This window comes from Micromonospora sp. U21 (genome assembly GCF_018070045.1).
Lineage (GTDB): Bacteria > Actinomycetota > Actinomycetes > Mycobacteriales > Micromonosporaceae > Micromonospora.
In genome coordinates this window covers 1-21,320 of sequence record NZ_JAGPYK010000008.1, presented here as the reverse complement: position 1 = coordinate 21,320, position 21,320 = coordinate 1, and the positions used below count along the sequence as shown (strand labels likewise).

Below are 21,320 nucleotides of genomic sequence, written 5' to 3'. Positions count from 1 at the left end.
AAGTTTCTTCAACAACTCTTGTGATCTAGGGCAGTTACCTCCAAAGATGGGCATCAATAGCCCGACGTCCTTGGAGGCAGCCATGGCCCGTACCAGATCACCGCTGCGCCGCGTGCTCGCGGCCGGCCTCACCCTCCTCGCCACCGCGGCGGCGACCCTGGTCGCGACCGCCGGACCGGCGGCCGCCGCCACCACGCCCGGCGTCGACGTGTCCCACTACCAGGGCACCATCAACTGGACCAGCGTGCGCAACGCCGGCATCCAGTTCGCCTTCATCAAGGCCACCGAGGGCACCAGCTACAAGGACCCGAGATTCAACGCGAACTACGTCAACGCGTACAACGCCGGTGTGATCCGCGGCGCGTACCACTTCGCCCGGCCGAACATCTCCGCCGGCTCGACCCAGGCCAACTACCTGGCCTCCAACGGCGGCGCCTGGTCGGCGGACAGCCGGACCCTTCCCGCCGCGCTGGATCTGGAAGCCAACCCGTACGCCGGCGGCTACTGCTACGGCCTCAGCACGACCGGGATGCGCAACTGGGTCCAGGACTTCCTGAACACCTACCGCTCCCGCACCGGCCGCCACGCGGTCATCTACACCACGACGAGCTTCTGGAACCAGTGCACCGGCAGCTGGACCGGCCCGTGGGCGAACCACCCGCTCTGGCTGGCCCGCTGGTCGAGCACGCCGGGCGCGCTGCCGGCCGGCGCGCCGGTGTGGAGCTTCTGGCAGTACACCAGCACCGGCTCGGTCCCGGGGATCAGCGGCGGCGTGGACCGCAACTACTGGAACGGCGACCGCTCGCGGCTGATCGCGCTGGCCAACAACACGGCCTGACCGGCCCGGTCCGCCCGATCCGCCTGGGGAGGCGGTTGGCGGCAGCGGGATCGGCTGTCACCTCACGGTCGACAATCGGTCCGGCTGCCGCCACGCCACCGGTACGGGTCAGGCCCGCGTCGGCTCATCGCCGGCACCACCACCGGAGTGTCCTTACTGGTCAGAGCACTCCGCCGGGTCAGCCGCCAGGCAGCCACCCCAAAGACGGCAATGGTCACGACGCTGAGCAGTGCGATGAGCGCCCAGATTCCCGCGCTGACCAGCAGCAGGACCGCGTCGCCGAGCGCGACCAGCATCCACAGTGCCAGCCGGGGCCGAGCATCCCTCCGTCGGTAACCCATGTCGTACCTCCTTCCGTCGTCGGAGGTCAGATACCCCGGACGACGCAAGGTCATGTGAATGGATTTCGCTCCGACGTTCAGTCCGTGCGGTCGGGCACGAAGCCCTTGGCGATCCGGTCGAAGTTCGGCAGGTTGGCCTGCCAGTCCTTCTCCGCGATCTCCCACCGCAGGGCGTACCCGCGATTGCTGGCCGTCACGAAGCCACGGTTACGGACGTGGATCCGGGTGCCATCACGGGTCTCCAGCCACTCCCAGTCCCCGCAGGTCTTCCAGAAGTTGCACGGCTTGATGCTGAGGTACTGGTAGTTGTTGACCCGACTCTTGCGGTCCGACTCCTGCTCCTGCCAGTCCTTGACCGCGTCGTCCTTCGGCGTGCTGGTCCACTGCACGAGCAGTTCACCCGGCCCGTTGGACTGGTCGAACAGAATTGTGCTGCCATCGACCTGCCGGCGCACCCAACCGTCGGGCAGCGGCAGGGAGAAGCCGGCCGGGTCCTTGTGCAGCTTCCAGCCGGCCGGCAGCGCGTTCGGGTCGACCGAGGGCGTGGCCGACGCCGTCGGGCTGGGAGCGCCGCTGGTGGGTGGGGGCACGTCCGGCGCGGAGGTCTGCGGCGCCGGGGCCGAGGTGGCGGCACCCCCGGTCGGGCCGGCCTGCGGGCTGTTGTCGCCGCCGCCCTCGCCCTTGGTGAGCAACGGCACGATCACCACGAGGCCGATCAACAGCAGGGCAACCACGGCCCCGATCAGCAGGTTGCGCCGGCTGTTGTTCGGCTTCGTACCGTCCGACAGCGGCACCGCCGCGCGCCCGGCCGGGCTGACCGGGGGCATGACCGACGTCGGGGTCGACGGCCTGCGCTGTTCCGGCGCCACCGGCGGACCGTCGACCGCGGTCGGCTCGTCGTCGGCGTTCGTCGTATCGTCGGCGGGTGCGCCGTCCCCGACGCTGACGCCCGCGGTGGGCTCGGCGTCGGCGGTGTCCGGGCGGTCGATCGTGGCCGTCGGCTCGGCCGGCACGGGCGCGGTCGGCTCGGCGTCCGGCGCGGAGGGAACGACGGCCGTCGGCGTGGCATCACTCGCGGAGGTCGCGGCCGCAGCGGCCGGCGGAGTCCGCGGCGCCGGCGGCGACACCGGACGGTCGGCGCTCCCCTCGGCGGGTCGCGGTGCCGGCACCAGCGGCGGGCGCGGCTCGCGCGGGCCGTTCGGCCCAGGCCGGCGTACGCCATCCAGCAGCGAGATGCCGCGCGCCCGCTTGCCACCGGCGCGACGCAGCAGCCGCTCCGCCACCTCGGCGTTGATCCGCTCGTTCGGGTCCTTGCGCAGCAGGCCGTTCAGCACCGGTTTGAGCGGGCCGGCGTTCTTCGGCGGCGGCATCGGCTCGGTGGCCAGCGCGGCCAGCGTGGCGATCGCCGACGGCCGAGCGTACGGCGACTTGCCCTCCACCGCCGCGTAGAGCGTCGCGCCCAGCGACCACAGGTCGGCCTCCGGCCCGGCGGTGCCCTCCCGGGCACGCTCCGGCGAGATGTACGCCGGCGAACCCAGCACCATGCCGGTGCGGGTGACGTTCGGGTCGCCCGGGATGGTCGCGAGACCAAAATCGGTCAACACCACCCGGCCGTCGTCGCCGAGCAGCACGTTGCCGGGCTTGACGTCGCGGTGCATGACGCCCGCCTTGTGGGCGGCGTTGAGGGCACCCAGCACGCCGAGGCCGATCTCGACCGTGCGGGCCGGCGACACCGGCCCGTCCTCGGCGAGGGTGTCCTGCAACGACTTCGACGCCACGTACTCCATGACGATCCATGGATCACCATCGGTGCGGAGCACGTCGAAGATGCGGACAACATTGACGTGGTTGAGCCGGGCGATGGCCCGCGCCTCGCGCAGCGAACGCTCCCGCATCTCGCGGCGTTCCTCGTCGGTGAGGCCGGGCGGCGGCACCAACTCCTTGATGGCGACGTCCCGGTGCAACACCTCGTCGCGCGCCTTCCACACCCGACCCATGCCGCCCTGGCCGAGCGGCGACAGAAGCCGGTATCGGTCAGCGACGAGTTGGGGAAGCGCGTTCGACATCGGTGAGACGGTACCCGGAGCCGCTGATCGTCACACCGCCGGCACGCCACTCTGCGTTCCCTGTAACTTCGCGCCGCGTACCCTGGCGTCATGTCTGCCGAAGAGCCGCTGTTCCGGGTCGTCCGCGGCGTGCCCACCGCCGAGGAACTGGCCGCCCTGGTGGGTGCGATCGTCCTCCGGTCCCGCCCGGCCGTCGCCCCCGCGCCGGTGGCGACGTCCGCCTGGGCTCGCAGCGGTCGACCGGCCGGCGCGGCGCTCGCGGCCGGCCCGGGCGGATGGCGCTCCGCCGGCCTGCCCCGCTGACCCGACCCGCCGCACGGGGGCTGCCAGCGTCGCTCCCAGCCGTTAACCTCACTCAGGGAAACGGTGCCGTGACGGGTAGGGAGGATCGATGATCCCCGAAGAGGACCGGCCAACCCCCTGGCTGCGCAACTACGGCGGCATCGAGGCCGACATCCGCCAGCTCCGGGAGTTCGCCGACCGGCTCGCCGCCGAGGTCGAACGCAACTACGCGCCACACCTGTCGTACATCGCCGACGACATGTCCGCCCAACTGCCCAACCCCTGCGACGCCTTCATCGAGCTGGTCACCTTCCTGCACGCACACCACGAGACGCAGCAGGCCACCGCCGACATGGTGTACGCCGTCCGAGGGGCCACCGGCCACCTGGCCGCCGTCGCCGACCGCGTCGCCACCCAGTACTCCGACGCCGACGCCTTCTCGGCCGCCCGCGTGGTGGACGTACAGCGGGCACTCGCCGACCCGGGGACCGTCCTGCCCGGCGGCCCAACGCCGATGCTGGCCGACCCGACCGGCCCCGAAGGGGACAGGCCGGTGGTGCTGCCGTGATCGAACGGGGCAGCGGCCGCACCTCCGGCGTCACCGACTGGCAACTGATGGACGTCAACAGCATGTGGGCGTGCCTGCAGGACCACGACACCGCCAACCACTGGAAGCAGGTCGCCGGCTGGCGCAAGGTGTGCGACCTGGCCCAGATCCACCTCGGCCGGCTCCAGGAGTACCGGCGCGGGCTCGCCGAGGCGTGGCCGCCCGAGACCAGCGCCGCCTCCCGTACGTACCTCGCTCAACTCGATGAGCTGATCGACAAGGTGCGGCACACCCACGACGCCGCCGCCGCCAACTACACCGCGCTCTCCGCCGCCACCCAGGCCATCGGCACCACCCGCTCCGAACTTCGCAAGGTCCATGAGGAGTACGCCACCAAGCTCCAGCAGAAGCAGGCGTACGAGGCGACGGCCGCCGACCCGAAAGCGGTCATGGGCAGCCGGGTCACGGAATCACCGGTGACCGACGCCGAACTGGAGCGGCTGAACACGCAGGCGCGGGGCATGATGTTCAACCTCAGCGGTGAACTCCAACAAGCCCAAGCCACCCTCCAAAAACCACCGGCGCTGCGGCCACCGATTCAATCTGGGGATCCTGACGCATTAGGCCCGACCTCCACAGCGCCGGTTATCCCTCCGATCGTCCCTGTACCGATGCCAACGGTCGGCAGGCCTGTGGCGGCCCCACCTGCAAAAGCCGACCTCGCGGTGCCCATGCCGCAAGCGCAAGGCGTGGGACCAGTCCTAGGCAGTGCAGGAACTGGCCTAGTGAACAGCCCCGCCACGGTGAACACAGGGAACACGCCTCTACCGACGTCGACCGGCCCACATCTAGGGCCTGGGCTGCCACCCAGCCCGTCGATCCCATCCCGCGCCGCAGGCCTGCCGATCTCAACTAATCAGCCACCGGGCGGCAGCATGAATCGGCCGCAGGCGTCGTCTCCGATGGCGCAGCCACGCCTGACGCCCCCTAGCGGACTGATTGGCGGCCCGCCCGGACCGGGGCTCGGTTTACCAGGCCCCGGGGCCACTCCGCCCCGGAAGGTCAATCCGATTGGAGGTGTGATCGGCGGCGGTGGGGCTGGCACAGGACCTACAGGGGGCGCTGGGTCTCGTCCGGGCGGCGGCCGCGCACCTGGCGGCATCCACGGAGGCATTACTCCAATCGGCGGCGCACCTTTCATGGGAGCCAATACAGGCACTGGCCTACCTCCCGGACGCCCAAGCCGTCACCAGCGAGACGGCGACCAAGCTGGCCGATGGGATCCGGATAATCCGTGGGAAACCGACCAAGGGGTGAACCCCGTTGTCCGCCCAGGAGATGAGCAGGGCCCGATTGACCCTGGCCCGGCCATTGGATTCAATCGGTGACTATTTGCACCACCGTGCCCCTGACTTCATTGTTGACACTCATCGCGTTAGCCATGCCAACAAATTTCTCGACACAACCTAGCCAAGCAGCTGATGCTGCCGCCCGGATTCGGGCAGAGCAGTGGCACCTCAGCTATCTTCAGGCGACCACGGCCCAGCAGATTAGTCGCGGCAAGGGAGTAGTTGTCGCTGTACCAGATACTGGGGTTGATCCGCACCCCGATCTACGCAGCAACCTGCTCGCGGGAACAGACATCATCGCTGGCGGAAATGGCGACGGTCGACGAGACAGGGATAGTCATGGGACGTCCATGGCTGGCTTGATTGCTGCTCATGGCCGGGGTAGGGAACTGGGCGCGCTAGGCATTGCGCCCGAAGCGAAAATTTTGCCAATATATGATTCCCCGCCACACGCCTATGGCGAGCCGAACGATCTCGCGGAAGGAATAGAGTACGCAATAGCGAACGGCGCGGATGTGATAAGTGTTGCCTCTGTCGGCGGAAGTAGTTCAAGACTGCGCCAAGCGATCCGAGCCGCCCTCAACGCAAACATAGTTATCGTCGCTGGTGCTGGCAATCTGCCTCGCGACCAGACCATTGGATACCCGGCCAGCGAAACTGGCGTAATCGCTGTCGGCGGTGTCGACCGCGCAGGAAGGCATGCGGTCGTCTCGGTGACTGGACCGGAAATCGACGTAGTAGCGCCGGCGGTCGACATCTACAGCACCAGCTACGACGGAAAGTACTCGAAAGGCACGGGGACCTCGAGCGCGACGGCGATCGTGGCGGGGGCAGCGGCGTTGATCAGGTCCAAGTACCCCTACCTGCCCGCTCAGGAGGTGGCACACCGCCTGACGGCCACCGCCGTCGACAAGGGTCCGCCCGGGCGCGACGACGAGTACGGCTATGGCGTGATCGACCTCGTGGCAGCGCTGACGGCGGACGTACCCCCGTTGGGGTTCGAGTCGGCGAGCGCGCCGGCCGGCGGTGGCCCGACCACGACGGCCGGCGCTCAGCCGGACGACGACGGCGCGGCGGTAGGTGGGCTCGCCACCCTCGGTGTGCTCGTGGCCGCCGGCGTCGGATGGGCGCTGGTGGTGCGGCGAAGGCGACGCGACGACGGTCCGCCACCTCGTATCAGTCGCTGACAGGTCGACGACCCGTGATCGACCCGGGATCAGTGGTGTCGCGGCATCCTCGGCGCTGGGACAGCCCGAGGTCAAGGAACCCGAGTCGATCAAGCGGTGATCGACTCGAGGTCGGCGATCTGGGGGTGTCCGCGGGGGTGGGATAGCGCGATGTCGGTGATGTGGAGTGGATCAATGCGCGCAAGAGCGCCGACCGGGAGCGCGCGGGTCGGATGGTCGTGGCGGGGGTGGTGAGCCGGTAACGTCGGTCGGGTGTCTGCATCCCTGCCGCTCCGTCTCGTGCTCGCCTCGGCGAGCCCCGCCCGTCGCAAGTTGCTCCAGGCCGCCGGCATCGAGCCGGACGTGCTGGTCAGCGGGGTGGACGAGTCCCTGGTGGTGACCGATCGCGCCGAGGAGTTGTGCCTGGAGCTGGCTCGGCTCAAGGCACAGGCCGTGCTGACCCGGCTGAGCCCGGCGACCGACCAGCGGACGCTGGTGATCGGCTGCGACTCGGTGCTCGCGTTCGACGGGGAGATCCTCGGCAAGCCGGCCGATCCGGCGGACGCCACCCGGCGCTGGCAGCGGATGCGGGGGCGCAGCGGCGTCCTGCACAGCGGGCATTGCCTGATCGACGTTGTCGCCGTGCGGCGCGCCGAGGCGGTCGCTTCGACCACCGTCCACTTCGCCGACATCAGCGACGACGAGATCGCCGCCTACGTGGCCAGCGGTGAGCCGCTGGCGGTGGCCGGCGCGTTCACCATCGACGGGCTGGGCGGGCCGTTCGTCGAGCGGATCGAGGGTGACCCGGGGACGGTGGTCGGGCTGTCGATGCCGCTGCTGCGCCGCCTCCTCGCCGAGCTGGGCCTGCAGATCACGGATCTGTGGACGAAGGTCGCGCCCGGCGGTCAGACGGTCGAGCCGCTCGGTAACGTCCGGTCATGACCACCAAATCGATCCCGCTCACCGACGAGCTGCACGCGTACATGGTCGCGCACGGCGCCCCACCGGACGAGATCATCCGGGACCTGGCCGAGGAGACCCGGTCGGTGCTGCCGGAGCACGCCACGATGCAGGTGGCTCCGGAACAGGCCGCGCTCCTGACCTTCCTCACCCGGTTGCTCAACGCACGGCACGTCGTCGAGGTGGGCACGTTCACCGGGCTCTCGTCGCTGGCGATCGCCCGTGGGTTGCCCGAGGGCGGGCGACTGACCTGTTTCGACATCTCCGAGGAGTTCACCGGCATCGCCCGGCGCTACTGGGCTCGCGCCGGAGTGCAGGACCGGATCGACCTGCGTATCGGCCCGGCTGGGGACCGGCTGCGGGAGCTGCCGCACGAGCGGTACCTGGACTTCGCGTTCATCGACGCGGACAAGACCGGCTACCCGATCTACTGGGCGGAGCTGGTGCCCCGGATGCGTCCCGGCGGGGTGATCGCCGTTGACAACGTGCTGCGCGGCGGCCGGGTGATCGCGCCGCAGAACGAAGCCGACCGGGCCATCGCCGCCTTCAACGACGAGGTGCTGGCCGATGTGCGCGTGGACCCGGTGATGCTGCCGGTCGCCGACGGCCTGACCCTGGCCCGGGTGCGCTGAGCGCCGGCAACCGCTGAACCCGAATATCGGGGTGTCCTCGTGCGAGGGACACCCCGATATTCAGGAACTCGTGTTGATCAAGCGCGGCCGCCAGACGAAGCCGGACGGCGAGCGTCAGCGCACGCTGCGGGCGAACTGGCGGGCGGCCCAGACGACACCCAACGCGGCGAGCACCGCGGTGATGGTCAGGCCCTGCCAGACCTTGTCGCTGCCGAGGTCACCGGCGAACAGCGCCCGGGTGCCGTCGACCGCCCAGGAGAACGGGTTCCAGTCGGCGATGGCCTGCAACCAGCCGGGCGCGAAGGTCAGTGGCAGCAGGATGCCGGAGAGCAGCAGCACCGGCTGCGCCACCGTGTTCATCAGCGGGGCCAGCGCGTCCTCGCTCTTGACCTTGAGAGCGACGCCGTACGAGACGGCCGAGGTCATCAGCGCGATCAGGGCGAGCATCAGGTACGCGAGCAGCAGGTCCCCGATGAACACCCGCAGGTCGAACAGGAGCGCCAGCAGGGTGATGATGACCGCCTGCACGAGGAGCGAGACCACGTCGCGCAGCGAGCGACCGAGCAGCAGGGCGAGCCGGCTGATCGGGGTGACCCGGGAGCGTTCGATGACCCCGGCGCGCAGCTCGGCGATCAGGCCGAAGCCCTGGAACAGGCCGCCGAAGATGGCCAGCAGCACCAGCAGACCGGGTACGAAGATCTTGTAGGCGGCGGCCTGGGTGGGCGCGTTCAGCGCCGGCTTGAGCAGTGGGGCGAAGAGCAGCAGGTACATCACCGGCTGGAAGACGCCGACGAAGACCCAGACCGGGTTGCGCAGCAGCAGCTGGGTCTGCCGCTGGAAGATCAGCCAGGTGTCACGGGCGAATTTCATGAGTCGTCTCCGGGTGGTCAGGACTCGCGCAGCGAGCGGCCGGTCTTGGTCAGGAAGACGTCGTCCAGGCTGGGCCGGTGCAGCTCGATCGAGCGCAGGTCGAGCCCGGCCTGGTCGAGTCTGCGCAGGACCTGCGGGATGGCCGTGGCGCCCTCGTCGACGTAGAGACGCAGGCCGCCCTCGTCGGCGGTCTCCAGCTTGTTGACGTACGGCTCGCCGTCGAGCGCCTGGGCGGCCTGCGGGGTGGCGGCCAGGTCGAGGCCGACCAGCACGACGTCACCGGAGATCTCCCGCTTGAGCTCGGTGGGAGTGCCCTCGGCCACCACCTCGCCGTTGTCCATGATCGCGATCCGGTCGCAGAGCGCGTCAGCCTCGTCCAGGTAGTGCGTGGTGATGAAGACGGTCATCCCGTCCCGGCGCAGCCGGCGGATCTCGTCCCACATGTGCGCGCGGCTCTGCGGGTCGAGGCCGGTGGTCGGCTCGTCCAGGAAGACGATCTTCGGCTCGTGGATGATGCCGAGCGCGATCTCCACCCGCCGGCGCTGGCCGCCGGAGTAGGTCTTGCACTTGCGGTCGGCGTACTCGGTGAGCTGGAAGGCCTCCAGCGCGCGGGCGGCGCGCCGCTGCGCGTCGGCCTTGCCGATGCCGTACATCCGGGCGTGCAGCACCAGCTCCTCGCGGGCGGTCGACTCGTCCCACGTGCTGCCGCCCTGGGGGACGTAGCCGATCCGGCGGCGCACCTCGGCCGGATCCTTGCGCAGGTCGGCGCCGGCGATCGTGGCCTCGCCGCCGTCCGGCTCGATCAGCGTGGCGAGCATCCGCAGCGTGGTGGTCTTGCCGGCGCCGTTCGGGCCGAGGAAGCCGAAGATCTCGCCCTCGGCGACCTCGAGGTTGACGCCCCGCACGGCGTCCACCGTCTTCGTCTCTCGACCCGCGCGGGAGCGGAACGACTTCCGCAGCCCCCTGGTCTCGATCATCTCTGCTCCTGGTCGTCCGGGCCGGCCGCTGCCGGCCGTCGAAGGGGACGAGCCGAACGGCGCACTCCCCCGCTGTGCCGTCAGCAGGCTAACGCGATATAACTCTTATGGTCAACGTTGATTATTCCGCGTTGCGAGCGGTCGGCTCGGCCCCGTCCGTCCACTGCGGCCAGCCCTCGGCGTTCTCCAGCTCAGCAGGTAGGTACGACACTCCGGAATCGATTTTCTCGGCGATCCGCTCGCACCAGGCCATCTCCGCCTCGGCCCGCGCCGACCAGAGCTCGAACATCCACCCCACGTGCGCGGGCTTGGTGTTGCGCACCCAGTCCGAATCCAGCGAGGCGCGCATCGACTCGATGCCGGCCCGCAGCAGGTTGGCCCGGTTGCGCAGGGCCGCCGCCGCCTCGGGACGTGGCATCGCGGGCAGGAAGGAGAACGCCGCCGCGAACGGGTCCACCGGCTCGGAGAAGTTCCACCAGAGGCCGCGCAGCAGCGTCTCGAACTCGTCCTCGCCCTTCGGGGTCACCTCGTAGGTGGTACGCGCCGGACGGGCGCCGACCTGCTCGGTGGCGACGGCGCGGAGGAGGCCCTCCTCGGTGAGTTTGCGCAGCGCGTGGTAGATCGACCCGGGCTGCACGTTGGCCCACTTGTCGGCGCTCCAGCTCAGCAGCTCGCGGCGCACGTCATAGCCGTGTACGGGCTGCATCCACCGCACCAGACCGAGAATCATCATCCGAGTCGCAGACACCGGACAAGCGTAATAGGCAAGTTTGACTAGAACGCGGCAGGCACAGTGCGGCATCCCACACTGAGCGATCGTTAGGGCCACCAGGGTGGCCGATACACTCCCGGTCAGTAACCTGCCGGGAGGAGCCACGAAGGTGCGCAAGGTCCTTATCGCCAACCGCGGCGAGATCGCCGTCCGGGTGATCCGCGCCTGCCGCGACGCCGGCCTGGGCAGTGTCGCCGTGTACGCGGACTCCGACCGCGACGCCCTGCACGCCACGCTCGCCGACGAGGCGTACGCGCTCGGCGGGGACAGCGCGACCGAGACGTACCTGCGCATCGACAAGCTGCTCGACGTGGCCGCGCGGGCCGGCGCCGACGCCGTGCACCCCGGCTACGGCTTCCTGTCCGAGAACGCCGAGTTCGCCCAGGCGGTCATCGACGCCGGGCTGACCTGGATCGGCCCCACCCCGCAGGCGATCCGAGACCTCGGTGACAAGGTCACCGCCCGGCACATCGCGCAGCGCGCCGGCGCACCGCTGGTCCCCGGCACCCCGGACCCGGTGGCCAGCCCGGACGAGGTGATGGCGTTCGCCGTCGACCACGGTCTGCCGGTCGCCATCAAGGCCGCCTTCGGTGGCGGCGGACGCGGGCTCAAGGTGGCCCGGACCATGGAGGAGATCCCCCAGCTGTTCGAGTCGGCCACCCGGGAGGCGGTCGCGGCGTTCGGCCGGGGGGAGTGCTTCGTCGAGCGCTACCTGGACCAGCCGCGGCACGTCGAGGCGCAGGTCCTCGCCGACCAGCACGGCAACGTGATCGTGGTGGGCACCCGGGACTGCTCGTTGCAGCGGCGGCACCAGAAGCTGGTCGAGGAGGCCCCCGCGCCGTTCCTCAGCGATGCCCAGCGGGCCCAGATCCACGACAGTGCCAAGGCGATCTGCCGCGAGGCCGGTTACCACGGCGCCGGCACGGTGGAGTACCTGGTCGGCGTGGACGGCACCATCTCCTTCCTGGAGGTCAACACCCGGCTCCAGGTCGAGCATCCGGTGACCGAGGAGACCGCCGGCATCGACCTGGTCCGCGAGCAGTTCCGGATCGCCGACGGCGAGAAGCTGCGCAGCACCGAGGACCCCACGCCGCGCGGGCACTCCATCGAGTTCCGGATCAACGGCGAGGACCCGGGCCGCAACTTCCTGCCCGCCCCCGGCACGGTCACCGCGCTGCGGCTGCCCACCGGCCCCGGTGTCCGGGTGGACACCGGCATCTCGGCCGGTGACGTGATCGGCGGCAACTTCGACTCGCTGCTGGCCAAGGTGATCATCACCGGTGAGACGCGAACCGAGGCGCTGGAGCGGGCCCGCCGCGCGCTGGACGAGATGGTGGTCGACGGGATGGCCACCGCGCTGCCGTTCCACCGGCTGGTGGTACGGGACGAGGCGTTCACCGCCGAGCCGTTCACCGTGCACACCCGGTGGATCGAGACCGAGTTCCACAACACCGTGCCGCCCTTCGCCGCCGCCGCCGGCGCCGCCGAGGCATCGGCCGAACGCGAGACCGTCGTGGTCGAGGTGAGCGGCAAGCGGCTGGAGGTCAGCCTCCCCGCCGGCTTCGGCGGGGGTACGACCACCGCCGCGCCCGCCTCCCGCAAGCCGACCCGGCGCGGTGGCGGGGCCAAGGCCGGCGCACCGGTCGGTGGCGACACGCTCACCTCGCCGATGCAGGGCACGATCGTCAAGATCGCCGTGGCGGACGGCGACACCGTCGTCGAGGGCGACCTGGTGGTGGTGCTGGAGGCGATGAAGATGGAGCAGCCGCTGCACGCCCACAAGACCGGCACGGTCAGCGGACTCTCCGCCGAGGTCGGCGCCGTGATCACCGCTGGTGCCGCGATCTGCACCATCGCCTGAGCCGTTGGGAAGGGTCCCTCCCTAACAGCCTGGCGGGCAGTCGGCGCGACGCGCCGGCCGTCAGCGGAGGGTCTCGGCGGCGACTCCGCGGACGGCGGCGGTCAAGGCGTTCAGTACGTCCGACTCCAGTCGCCAGTGCTGCCAGTAGAGCGGGACATCCAGGTGCCGGTCCGGCGCGAGGTCGACGCAGCGACCGGCGGCCAGGTCGGCCTCGGCGATCTGTTCCGGCACCAGGCTCCAGCCGAGCCCGAGCCGGATCGCCTCGCTGAAGGCCGGCACCGACGGCACGTAGTGCACCGGCGGGTCGAGGGGGCGACCCGCCACCGCCCGGATGAAGCGGTGCTGCACCCGGTCCTTCCGGTCGAAGACGACCAGCGGCGCGACCGCCAGCGCGGAAGGGGTGAACCCGCCGACGAAGTGGGACGCGGCGAACTCCGGCGTGGCCAGCGCGCGGTAGCGCATGGCGCCGAGCCGCAGCACCCGGCAGCCCTGCACGGCCTCCCGTTGGGCGGTCACCGCCGCCGTCACCGAACCGTCCCGGAGCAGTTCCGCGGTGTGGTCCTGATCGTCCTGCCGCAGGTCGAAGGAGAGGCCGTTCCGCTGCGGCAGTCGGGCCAGGGCTGCGGGGAACCAGGTGGCCAGCGAGTCCGCGTTGACCACCACGGCGACCCGGACGCGGCCTCCGCCGGCCAGCGGGCCGCGGGCGTCGGCCAGCGCCTCCCGTTCGAGCAGCGTGAGCTGGCCGGCCAGGCGCAGCAGCGGGCGGCCAGCCTCGGTCGCCACGCACGGTCGGGTCCGGCGGACCAGCACCTGGCCGACGGTCTCCTCCAAAGCCTTGATCCGCTGGCTCACCGCCGACGGTGTGACGTGCAGCAGCCGGGCCGCCGCCTCGAAGCTGCCCTCCGCGACCACCGCGTCGAGCGTCCGCAGCTGCGCCGAGTCGAGACCTTCCATCAGCAGAGCTTAAGCTAGGTGAGAATGTTTAGTTGGACTGGTGTTAGCGCCCGGCCCTAGCGTCGATCCGTGCTCACCTCCGCCATCGCCGGCTTCTCGATCTCCATCGCCCTCATCGTCGCCATCGGCGCTCAGAACGCGTTCGTCCTGCGCCAGGGCCTGCGCCGCGAACACGTCGTGCCCGTGGTGCTCACCTGCGCCGCGTCGGACGCCCTGCTCATCACGGCGGGCGTCGCCGGGGTCGGCACGCTGGTGACGGGCCGCCCGGGCGTGCTGACGGCGATCCGCTGGGGCGGCGCGACGTTCCTGCTCTGCTACGCGGCGCTCGCCGCCCGCCGCGCCCTGCGTCCCGGCGCCCTGTTGCCCACCGAGCGGCCGCCGACCACCCTGCGGGCCACCCTGCTCGCCTGCGCCGCCTTCACCTACCTGAACCCGCACGTCTACCTGGACACCGTGCTGCTCCTCGGCGGGGTGGCACAGCAGCACCCGCACCGCTGGGTCTTCGGCGCCGCGGCCGCCCTGGCCAGCGTGGTCTGGTTCACCGCGCTCGGCGCCGGTGCGCAGCGCCTCGCGCCGCTGCTCGCCCGTGCCGCCGCCTGGCGGGTCCTGGACGCGGTCATCGCCATCGTGATGGCCGGGCTCGCCGCGGCGCTCCTGTTGGGCTGACCACTCCCGGGACAGGTGACACCTCCTGGGATCAGGCGAACGCCGGCGGGAGTGTTTTACGTGACCACCAGCGGCGGTACGGCGCACGAGCGGGAATGATGGCCGGGTGCAGTTCCTTCACGGCGCGGTCCCCGCGCACGACCTGACCTACACCGACGTCTTCATGGCGCCGGCCCGCTCCGACCTCGGTTCCCGGCTCGATGTCGACCTCTCCACCGGCGACGGCACCGGCACCACCATCCCGTTGGTGGTGTCGAACATGACCGCTGTCGCCGGCCGGCGGATGGCCGAGACGGTGGCCCGGCGGGGCGCGATCGCGGTGATCCCGCAGGACATCCCGATCGAGGTGGTGGCGAACGTCGTCGCCTGGGTCAAGCAGCGGCACCTGGTCTACGACACGCCCATCACCCTGGGCCCGACCGAGACCGTGGGTGACGCCATCCACCTGCTGCCGAAGCGCTCGCACGGCGCGGTGATCGTGGTCGACGAGGCCGGCCGCCCGCTGGGCGTGGTCACCGAGGCGGACACCATGGGCGTGGACCGGTTCGCCCAGTTGCGGCACGTGATGTCCACCGAGCTGCACACCGTCCCGGCGGACGCGGACCCGCGTACCGGCTTCGACCTGCTCTCCGCGGGCCGGCGGCGGCTCGCCCCGGTGGTGGACGCCGACGGCCGACTGGTCGGGGTGCTGACCCGGCAGGGCGCCCTGCGGGCCACCCTCTACACGCCGGCGGTGGACGACCGGGGTCGGCTGCGCATCGCGGCCGCGGTCGGGATCAACGGGGACGTCACCGGCAAGGCCGCCGCGCTGCTGGAGGCGGGGGTGGACACGCTGGTCGTGGACACCGCGCACGGCCACCAGGCGCGGATGATCTCCGCGCTGCAGGCGGTCCGCAAGCTGGACCCGGGGGTGCCGGTGGCGGCCGGCAACGTGGTGACCGCCGAGGGGGTACGCGACCTGGTCGAGGCGGGCGCCGACATCATCAAGGTCGGCGTCGGCCCGGGGGCGATGTGCACCACCCGGATGATGACCGGTGTGGGCCGGCCACAGTTCTCCGCCGTGCTCGACTGCTCGGCGGCGGCCCGCGAGCTCGGCCGGCACGTCTGGGCCGACGGCGGCGTGCGGCACCCCCGTGACGTGGCGCTCGCGCTCGCCGCTGGCGCCTCGAACGTGATGATCGGTTCGTGGTTCGCCGGCACCTACGAGTCCCCCGGCGACCTGTACACCGACGCGGACGGCCGGCGGTACAAGGAGAGCTTCGGGATGGCTTCGGCGCGCGCGGTCAGCGCCCGTACCGCCGACGACAGCCCGTACGACCGGGCCCGTAAGGCGGTGTTCGAGGAGGGCATCTCCTCGGCCCGGATGTACCTGGACCCGGCCCGGCCCGGCGTCGAGGACCTGATCGACGAGATCATCGCCGGGGTTCGCAGCGCCTTCACCTATGCCGGCGCGCGGGACCTGACGCAGTTCCACGAGCGGGCCGTCGTCGGCGTGCAGAGCGCCGCCGGCTTCACCGAGGGCATGCCGCTACCCACCAGCTGGTGAGCCGTGGGGGTGATCGACTCCGTCAGGTGACCAGTCGGCGCAGCACGGCGCGGGCGGCCTCTCGCGGCTCGTCACCGACCCGTTCCGGCAGTGCGCCCGCGAGCCAGAGGGTCGCGAAGCCGTGCGCGATCGACCAGGCCGCGAGCGCGTCCCGGTCGGCGTCGGCGGGCGCACCACGGGTGGGCAGCGTGGCCACCCCGGCCCGCAGCGCGGCCCTGGCCCTCCCCTGCGCGTTCACCAGCTCGGCGTCGTCGGCCCGGTAGAGCTCGGGCCGGAACATCACCTCGAAGTGCGCGCGGCGCCGGACGGCGAAGTCGACGTACGCGACACCGGCGGCCAGCAGGTCGTCGCCCGCCGCGGTCAGCGCCTGCGCCAACAGGTCGAAGCCCTGGGCTGCCAGGGTGGTGAGCAGACCCGCCTTGTCGCCGAAGTGGTGGGCGGGCGCGGCGTGCGAGACGCCGGCTCGGCGGGCCAGGTCGCGCAGGCTCAGCGCGGCCGGCCCGACCTCCTCGATCGCCTCCAGCGCGGCGGCGAGCAGGGCGTTGCGCAGGTCGCCGTGGTGGTAGGCGCGCGTTCCGGTCATGCCCGAATCCTATCTTGCCATTGACAAGATGACACCCACCGAGGCAATCTTGCCAGTGGCAAGTTCACGAGGAGGATTCCGATGGCACCCCTGATCGCCCTGCTGGTCGGCACCGCACTGGCCCGGTTGACCGGCTTCGCAGGCGTCGCCGCGCTGGACGGCTGGCACCCCGCCCTACGGGTCGGACTGGCCCTGATGTTCACGCTGACCGCCGTGGCGCACTTCGTCGGCCAACGCCGCACCGACCTGATCGCGATGGTCCCGCCCGGCCTGCCCCGGCCGGACCTGCTGGTCACCGTCACCGGCGCGCTGGAGCTGGTCGGCGCGGTCGGCCTGCTGGTCCCGGCGACCGCCCGTCCGGCCGCCATCGGGCTCGGTCTGCTGATGCTCGCGATGTTCCCGGCCAACGTCTCGGCTGCCCGCCGGAAGCTGGCCCTGGCCGGGCGACCGGTCACTCCACTCGTCCAGCGCACCGCTCTGCAGATCGTGTTCGTAGCCGCCGCGGCCGTCATTTCGTTTGGCCCCTGACTATCAGGGGGCTAATCTGCTGTCGTGGAACTCGTCACTCTCCAGGATGTGCCGCTCGGCCGGCTGCTGGTGGTGGCCGGGCACCTCGTCGGGCAGCGGTGGAACCGCTACCTCGCCGAGGAGCACGGCCTCACCCAGGCCGGCATGGTGACCCTGATGACGCTCGCCCGGCACGGCGAGCTGCCCCACCGCGAAGTCGCCGAGCGGGGCTTCGTGCGCCCGGCCACCCTGACCGGCATCGTGGACACACTGGCCCGCGAGGGGCTGGTCGAGCGGCAGCGCGACGACCGCGACCGACGCAGCGTCCGGCTCGCCATCACCCCCGCCGGGCGGGAGCGGGTGGCGGCCCTCACCACGCTGATGCACTCCGGACGCCCGCTCACCTCGGTCGACGCCGACCCGGCGAAGGCCCAGGTGATCCGGGAGTTCCTGCTCGAGGTCATCGGCAGCGGGGACGACCCACGGATGACCGGACGCCGCACCGAAGCGAAGGACCCGGCGTGCTGATCCGACTGCTGCGCAACCAGTTGCGCGCCTACCAGCGACCGTTGACGGCGGTGGTGCTGCTCCAGTTCGTGGGCACCATGGCGTCGCTCTACCTGCCCAGCCTCAACGCCGACATCATCGACCGGGGCGTGGCCCGGGGCGACACCGACTACATCGTGCGCATCGGCGGCTGGATGCTGCTGGTCAGCCTGATCCAGATCATCTGTTCGATCGCCGCGGTGTACCTGGGCGCGCGGATCGCGATGGGCTTCGGCCGGGACGTGCGCGCGACCCTGTTCGGGCACGTCAACCGCTTCTCCGCCCGCGAGGTGGCCCGGTTCGGCGCGCCGTCGCTGATCACCCGCAACACGAACGACGTGCAGCAGGTGCAGATGCTCGTGCTGATGAGCTGCACCATGCTGGTCGCCGCGCCGATCATGAGCGTGGGCGGTGTGGTGATGGCGCTCCGGGAGGATCTCGGGCTCTCCTGGCTGATGCTGGTCAGCGTGCCCGTGCTGGCCGTCGCGCTCAGCATGATCATCCGCCGGATGGTGCCGGGCTTCCGGCTGATGCAGACCCGGATCGACACGGTCAACCGGGTGCTGCGCGAGCAGATCACCGGCATCCGCGTCGTCCGCGCCTTCGTCCGCGAGCCGTACGAGACGGATCGCTTCGCCGTCGCCAACGCCGACCTGACGGCCACCGCGCTGCGTACCGGCCGGCTGCTGGCACTGATCTTCCCGGTGGTCATGCTGGTGCTGAACGTCTCCAGCGTGGCGGTGCTCTGGTTCGGGGCGCAGCGGGTGGACGCCGGCGCGATCCAGGTCGGCGCGCTCACCGCCTTCCTCCAGTACCTGATGCAGATCCTGATGGCCGTCATGATGGCCACCTTCATGCTGATGATGGTGCCCCGGGCCGCGGTCTGCGCCGAGCGGATCGTCGAGGTGCTGGACACCGACTCCTCGGTGGTTCCCGCCGCCCAGCCGGTCGCCGAGCTGCCCACCAGGGCCGAGCTGGAACTGCGCGGGGTGCGCTTCCAGTACCCGGGGGCGGTCGAGCCGGTGTTGCGGGACGTCTCCTTCCGGGCCACCCCCGGCACCACCACAGCGATCATCGGCAGCACCGGCGCGGGCAAGACCACCCTGCTGTCGCTCATTCCCCGCCTGGTCGACGTCACCGCCGGCGCGGTGCTGGTCGACGGGGTGGACGTGCGGGAGCTGGCGCCCGACGAGCTGTGGCGGCGCATCGGCCTGGTGCCGCAGCGGCCGTACCTGTTCACCGGCACGGTCGCCAGCAACCTGCGCTACGGCAACCCGGACGCCACCGACGACGAGCTGTGGACGGCACTGGAGATCGCCCAGGCCCGGGACTTCGTGGCCCAGATGCCCGGCGGGCTGGACGCTCCGATCGCCCAGGGTGGCAGCACCGTCTCCGGCGGGCAGCGGCAACGCCTGGCCATCGCCCGGGCCCTGGTCCGGCAGCCGGAGATCTACCTCTTCGACGACTCGTTCTCCGCGCTCGACCTCGGCACCGACGCGCGGCTGCGGGCGGCGCTGCGTCCGGTCACCGCGCAGTCCGCAGTGGTGATCGTGGCCCAGCGGGTCTCCACGATCATCGACGCCGACCAGATCATCGTGCTTGAGGACGGGGGGGTCGTCGGAGTGGGACGACACGAGGAACTGCTGGAGAGCTGCCCGACGTACGCCGAGATCGTGGCCTCCCAGCAGACCGCGGAGGTGCCGGCATGAGCGAGCCCGACGAGCCGCGGACCGCGGCCGTACCCACGCAGAAGCCGGCCGGCGACGAGCGGACGCCGGGGGACGACACGCAGCAGCCCGGCGGCGACGCGCGGACGCCGAAGCGGCTGCCACCCGGACGTCAGGGCGGCGGCCCGGCGTGGATGGGTGCCGGGATGCCCGCCGAGCGGTCGATGACCTTCGGACCGTCCGCCCGGCGCCTGCTCGGCCGGCTGCGCCCGCACCGGCTGCACCTGGCCGCGATCATCGCCCTTGCCGTGGTGAGCGTCGGGTTCAGCGTGGCCGGGCCCAAGATCCTCGGTCACGCCACCGACCTGATCTTCAACGGGGTGATCGGCCGGCAACTGTCGGCGGGCACCACCTCCGAGCAGGCCATCGCGGCGGCCCGGGCCAGCGGCAACGACAGCTTCGCCGACATGCTGGCCCGGATGGACGTGGTGCCCGGCGTGGGCATCGACTTCGACGCCCTGAGCCGGGTGCTGCTGCTGGCGCTCGGGCTCTACCTGGCCGCGAGCGTGCTGTCGTGGTGGCAGGGCTGGCTGCTCAACGGGGTGGTCCAGCGCACCGTGCTGCGGCTGCGCGCCGAGGTGGAGGAGAAGCTCAACCGGCTGCCGCTGCCGTACTTCGACCGGCAGCCCCGCGGCGAGCTGCTCAGCCGGGTCACCAACGACATCGACAACATCTCGACCAGCCTCCAGCAGACGCTCAGCCAGCTGCTCACCTCGCTGCTGACCGTGGTCGGCGTGCTGGCCGTGATGTTCTGGATCTCGCCGCTGCTGGCCCTGGTGGCGCTGGTCGCGGTGCCGCTGTCGGTGCTGGTCACCCAGCGCATCGCCAAGCGCTCCCAGCAGCAGTTCATCGCCCAGTGGAAGCACACCGGCGAGCTGAACGGCCAGATCGAGGAGGCGTACACCGGCCACGAGCTGGTGAAGGTCTTCGGCCGACAGCGTGAGGTGGAGGCCGCGTTCAACGCCAAGAACGAGGAGCTGTTCCGGGCCAGCTTCGGCGCCCAGTTCATCTCCGGGATCATCATGCCGTCGATGATGTTCATCGGAAACCTCAGCTACGTGGCGATCGCGGTGGTCGGCGGGCTGCGGGTGGCGTCCGGCTCGATGAGCCTCGGCGACGTGCAGGCGTTCATCCAGTACTCCCGCCAGTTCACCCAGCCGCTCACCCAGCTCGCCTCGATGGCCAACCTGCTCCAGTCCGGAGTGGCCTCGGCCGAGCGGGTCTTCGCGGTCCTCGACGCCGACGAGCAGAGCCCCGACCCGCTCCAGCCGGCCCGGGTCGCCGACCCGCACGGCCGCGTCGAGTTCGAGCACGTCTCGTTCCGGTACGAGCCGGACAAGCCGCTGATCGCCGACCTGTCGCTGGTCGCCGAGCCAGGGCACACGGTGGCCATCGTCGGCCCGACCGGCGCCGGCAAGACCACCCTGGTCAACCTGGTCATGCGGTTCTACGAGCTGGACGCCGGCCGGATCAACCTGGACGGGGTGGACATCACCTCCATGCGCCGCGACGACCTGCGGGGTCGGATCGGCATGGTGCTCCAGGACACCTGGCTCTTCGGCGGCACCATCCGGGACAACATCGCGTACGGCCGGCCGGACGCGACCGAGGAGGAGATCCTCGCCGCGGCCCGGGCCACCTTCGTCGACCGGTTCGTGCGCAGCCTGCCGGACGGCTACGACACGGTCATCGACGAGGAGGGCAGCAACGTCAGCGCCGGCGAGAAGCAGCTCATCACCATCGCCCGAGCGTTCCTCGCCGAGCCGTCCCTGCTGATCCTGGACGAGGCGACCAGCTCGGTGGACACCCGCACCGAGGTGCTGCTCCAGCGCGCGATGGCCGCGCTGCGCTCGGACCGGACCAGCTTCGTCATCGCGCACCGGCTCTCCACCATCCGCGACGCCGACCTGATCCTGATGATGGAGAACGGTCGCATCGTCGAGCAGGGCACCCACGAGAAACTGCTGGCCGCCCACGGCCCCTACCACCACCTCTACCGCTCCCAGTTCACCGGCGCGGCGGTCGACGACGAATCCGGCGACCCGGCCGCCACCGCCGTCCCCCAGCCCGCGCCGATCTAGGGCGAATCGTCGTGCGTGGAGATCGACTGGCAGCGCTTCGCCCTAGATC

The 21,320-nt window shown here is 71.0% G+C and carries 21 protein-coding genes; 13 read left to right on the top strand and 8 right to left on the bottom strand.

Annotation, left to right across the window (positions count from 1 at the left end; all coding sequences use genetic code 11):
• Positions 1 to 82 precede the first annotated feature (82 nt).
• Positions 83 to 838: a GH25 family lysozyme gene (locus tag KBX63_RS12965; RefSeq protein WP_210911269.1), complete on the top strand. Its 756-nt coding sequence runs from the start codon at positions 83 to 85 to the stop codon at positions 836 to 838.
• 62 nt (positions 839 to 900) lie between these two features.
• On the opposite strand, the gene KBX63_RS12960 is transcribed toward KBX63_RS12965, so the two are convergent.
• Both KBX63_RS12960 and KBX63_RS12955 read right to left on the bottom strand, forming a co-directional pair.
• Complete coding sequence (locus tag KBX63_RS12960; protein ID WP_210911268.1) at positions 901 to 1,179, bottom strand: hypothetical protein; 279 nt, start codon at positions 1,177 to 1,179, stop codon at positions 901 to 903.
• 77 nt (positions 1,180 to 1,256) lie between these two features.
• On the bottom strand, positions 1,257 to 3,245 hold the full coding sequence (locus tag KBX63_RS12955) for a serine/threonine-protein kinase (protein WP_210911267.1): 1,989 nt from the start codon (positions 3,243 to 3,245) through the stop codon (positions 1,257 to 1,259).
• Between the two features lie 90 nt (positions 3,246 to 3,335).
• On the opposite strand from KBX63_RS12955, the gene KBX63_RS12950 reads away from it, so the two are divergent.
• Positions 3,336 to 3,548 carry an acyl-CoA carboxylase subunit epsilon gene (locus tag KBX63_RS12950; protein ID WP_210911266.1) on the top strand — a complete coding sequence of 71 codons (213 nt, stop codon included), beginning with the start codon at positions 3,336 to 3,338 and terminating at the stop codon, positions 3,546 to 3,548.
• 88 nt (positions 3,549 to 3,636) lie between these two features.
• Positions 3,637 to 4,095 carry a hypothetical protein gene (locus KBX63_RS12945; RefSeq protein ID WP_210911265.1) on the top strand — a complete coding sequence of 153 codons (459 nt, stop codon included), beginning with the start codon at positions 3,637 to 3,639 and terminating at the stop codon, positions 4,093 to 4,095.
• Between the two features lie 292 nt (positions 4,096 to 4,387).
• On the opposite strand, the gene KBX63_RS36410 is transcribed toward KBX63_RS12945, so the two are convergent.
• Positions 4,388 to 4,597, bottom strand: coding sequence for a hypothetical protein (locus tag KBX63_RS36410; RefSeq protein WP_210911264.1), 210 nt, complete (start codon positions 4,595 to 4,597; stop codon positions 4,388 to 4,390).
• A gap of 918 nt (positions 4,598 to 5,515) precedes the next feature.
• Here KBX63_RS36410 and KBX63_RS12935 point away from each other — a divergent pair.
• The 3 genes from KBX63_RS12935 to KBX63_RS12925 all read left to right on the top strand — a co-directional run bounded on the left by KBX63_RS12935 (position 5,516) and on the right by KBX63_RS12925 (position 8,181).
• Positions 5,516 to 6,610: a S8 family serine peptidase gene (locus KBX63_RS12935; RefSeq protein WP_210911494.1), complete on the top strand. Its 1,095-nt coding sequence runs from the start codon at positions 5,516 to 5,518 to the stop codon at positions 6,608 to 6,610.
• 252 nt (positions 6,611 to 6,862) lie between these two features.
• Positions 6,863 to 7,531, top strand: coding sequence for a nucleoside triphosphate pyrophosphatase (locus tag KBX63_RS12930; RefSeq protein ID WP_210911263.1), 669 nt, complete (start codon positions 6,863 to 6,865; stop codon positions 7,529 to 7,531).
• Positions 7,528 to 8,181: an O-methyltransferase gene (locus KBX63_RS12925; RefSeq protein ID WP_210911262.1), complete on the top strand. Its 654-nt coding sequence runs from the start codon at positions 7,528 to 7,530 to the stop codon at positions 8,179 to 8,181. Before KBX63_RS12930 ends, KBX63_RS12925 begins: the two co-directional genes overlap by 4 nt.
• A gap of 114 nt (positions 8,182 to 8,295) precedes the next feature.
• On the opposite strand, the gene KBX63_RS12920 is transcribed toward KBX63_RS12925, so the two are convergent.
• From KBX63_RS12920 to KBX63_RS12910, 3 genes are all read right to left on the bottom strand, one after another.
• The gene (locus tag KBX63_RS12920; protein ID WP_210911261.1) at positions 8,296 to 9,051 is read right to left on the bottom strand and encodes an ABC transporter permease; all 756 of its coding nucleotides are present in this window, start codon (positions 9,049 to 9,051) and stop codon (positions 8,296 to 8,298) included.
• A gap of 17 nt (positions 9,052 to 9,068) precedes the next feature.
• Positions 9,069 to 10,028: an ATP-binding cassette domain-containing protein gene (locus KBX63_RS12915; RefSeq protein ID WP_210911260.1), complete on the bottom strand. Its 960-nt coding sequence runs from the start codon at positions 10,026 to 10,028 to the stop codon at positions 9,069 to 9,071.
• A gap of 121 nt (positions 10,029 to 10,149) precedes the next feature.
• Positions 10,150 to 10,761, bottom strand: coding sequence for a PadR family transcriptional regulator (locus tag KBX63_RS12910; RefSeq protein ID WP_210911493.1), 612 nt, complete (start codon positions 10,759 to 10,761; stop codon positions 10,150 to 10,152).
• A gap of 148 nt (positions 10,762 to 10,909) precedes the next feature.
• Here KBX63_RS12910 and KBX63_RS12905 point away from each other — a divergent pair, with 148 nt between their 5' ends.
• The gene (locus tag KBX63_RS12905; RefSeq protein WP_210911259.1) at positions 10,910 to 12,661 is read left to right on the top strand and encodes a biotin carboxylase N-terminal domain-containing protein; all 1,752 of its coding nucleotides are present in this window, start codon (positions 10,910 to 10,912) and stop codon (positions 12,659 to 12,661) included.
• 60 nt (positions 12,662 to 12,721) lie between these two features.
• Here the strand turns inward: KBX63_RS12905 and KBX63_RS12900 are convergent, their stop codons facing one another.
• Positions 12,722 to 13,615, bottom strand: coding sequence for a LysR family transcriptional regulator ArgP (locus tag KBX63_RS12900; RefSeq protein ID WP_210911258.1), 894 nt, complete (start codon positions 13,613 to 13,615; stop codon positions 12,722 to 12,724).
• 69 nt (positions 13,616 to 13,684) lie between these two features.
• Between KBX63_RS12900 and KBX63_RS12895 the strand changes: the two genes are divergently transcribed.
• Both KBX63_RS12895 and KBX63_RS12890 read left to right on the top strand, forming a co-directional pair.
• A complete protein-coding gene (locus KBX63_RS12895; RefSeq protein WP_210911257.1) occupies positions 13,685 to 14,281 on the top strand; it encodes a LysE family transporter in 597 nt (198 codons plus the stop codon).
• A gap of 106 nt (positions 14,282 to 14,387) precedes the next feature.
• Positions 14,388 to 15,827 (top strand): GuaB1 family IMP dehydrogenase-related protein, encoded by a 1,440-nt coding sequence (locus tag KBX63_RS12890; RefSeq protein WP_210911256.1) that lies wholly within the window; start codon positions 14,388 to 14,390, stop codon positions 15,825 to 15,827.
• A 22-nt stretch (positions 15,828 to 15,849) separates the two neighbouring features.
• On the opposite strand, the gene KBX63_RS12885 is transcribed toward KBX63_RS12890, so the two are convergent.
• Entirely contained in the window at positions 15,850 to 16,410 is a 561-nt protein-coding gene (locus KBX63_RS12885; RefSeq protein ID WP_210911255.1) for a TetR/AcrR family transcriptional regulator, read from the bottom strand.
• A gap of 81 nt (positions 16,411 to 16,491) precedes the next feature.
• Between KBX63_RS12885 and KBX63_RS12880 the strand changes: the two genes are divergently transcribed.
• The 4 genes from KBX63_RS12880 (at position 16,492) to KBX63_RS12865 (ending at position 21,271) form a co-directional block, all read left to right on the top strand.
• Positions 16,492 to 16,938 carry a DoxX family membrane protein gene (locus KBX63_RS12880; RefSeq protein ID WP_210911254.1) on the top strand — a complete coding sequence of 149 codons (447 nt, stop codon included), beginning with the start codon at positions 16,492 to 16,494 and terminating at the stop codon, positions 16,936 to 16,938.
• Positions 16,939 to 16,962: 24 nt separating this feature from the next.
• Positions 16,963 to 17,445, top strand: a complete 483-nt coding sequence (locus KBX63_RS12875) for a MarR family winged helix-turn-helix transcriptional regulator (RefSeq protein WP_210911253.1) — start codon at positions 16,963 to 16,965, stop codon at positions 17,443 to 17,445.
• Entirely contained in the window at positions 17,439 to 19,172 is a 1,734-nt protein-coding gene (locus KBX63_RS12870) for an ABC transporter ATP-binding protein (RefSeq protein ID WP_210911252.1), read from the top strand. Before KBX63_RS12875 ends, KBX63_RS12870 begins: the two co-directional genes overlap by 7 nt.
• Before the next feature lie 152 nt (positions 19,173 to 19,324).
• Positions 19,325 to 21,271, top strand: a complete 1,947-nt coding sequence (locus KBX63_RS12865) for an ABC transporter ATP-binding protein (RefSeq protein WP_374102219.1) — start codon at positions 19,325 to 19,327, stop codon at positions 21,269 to 21,271.
• The last annotated feature ends 49 nt before the right edge of the window (positions 21,272 to 21,320 follow it).

Excerpts from the sequence above, each read along its gene's own strand:
- KBX63_RS12865 (WP_374102219.1), top strand. The coding sequence starts at position 19,325 with ATGGGTGCCGGGATGCCCGCCGAGCGGTCGATGACCTTCGGACCGTCC.
- KBX63_RS12960 (WP_210911268.1), bottom strand. The coding sequence starts at position 1,179 with ATGGGTTACCGACGGAGGGATGCTCGGCCCCGGCTGGCACTGTGGATG.
- KBX63_RS12880 (WP_210911254.1), top strand. The coding sequence starts at position 16,492 with ATGGCACCCCTGATCGCCCTGCTGGTCGGCACCGCACTGGCCCGGTTG.
- KBX63_RS12885 (WP_210911255.1), bottom strand. The coding sequence starts at position 16,410 with ATGACCGGAACGCGCGCCTACCACCACGGCGACCTGCGCAACGCCCTG.
- KBX63_RS12935 (WP_210911494.1), top strand. The coding sequence starts at position 5,516 with ATGCCAACAAATTTCTCGACACAACCTAGCCAAGCAGCTGATGCTGCC.
- KBX63_RS12910 (WP_210911493.1), bottom strand. The coding sequence starts at position 10,761 with ATGATGATTCTCGGTCTGGTGCGGTGGATGCAGCCCGTACACGGCTAT.
- KBX63_RS12965 (WP_210911269.1), top strand. The coding sequence starts at position 83 with ATGGCCCGTACCAGATCACCGCTGCGCCGCGTGCTCGCGGCCGGCCTC.
- KBX63_RS12955 (WP_210911267.1), bottom strand. The coding sequence starts at position 3,245 with ATGTCGAACGCGCTTCCCCAACTCGTCGCTGACCGATACCGGCTTCTG.
- KBX63_RS12920 (WP_210911261.1), bottom strand. The coding sequence starts at position 9,051 with ATGAAATTCGCCCGTGACACCTGGCTGATCTTCCAGCGGCAGACCCAG.
- KBX63_RS36410 (WP_210911264.1), bottom strand. The coding sequence starts at position 4,597 with ATGCCCCGCGCCTGCGTGTTCAGCCGCTCCAGTTCGGCGTCGGTCACC.
- KBX63_RS12945 (WP_210911265.1), top strand. The coding sequence starts at position 3,637 with ATGATCCCCGAAGAGGACCGGCCAACCCCCTGGCTGCGCAACTACGGC.
- KBX63_RS12925 (WP_210911262.1), top strand. The coding sequence starts at position 7,528 with ATGACCACCAAATCGATCCCGCTCACCGACGAGCTGCACGCGTACATG.
- KBX63_RS12950 (WP_210911266.1), top strand. The coding sequence starts at position 3,336 with ATGTCTGCCGAAGAGCCGCTGTTCCGGGTCGTCCGCGGCGTGCCCACC.
- KBX63_RS12915 (WP_210911260.1), bottom strand. The coding sequence starts at position 10,028 with ATGATCGAGACCAGGGGGCTGCGGAAGTCGTTCCGCTCCCGCGCGGGT.
- KBX63_RS12900 (WP_210911258.1), bottom strand. The coding sequence starts at position 13,615 with ATGGAAGGTCTCGACTCGGCGCAGCTGCGGACGCTCGACGCGGTGGTC.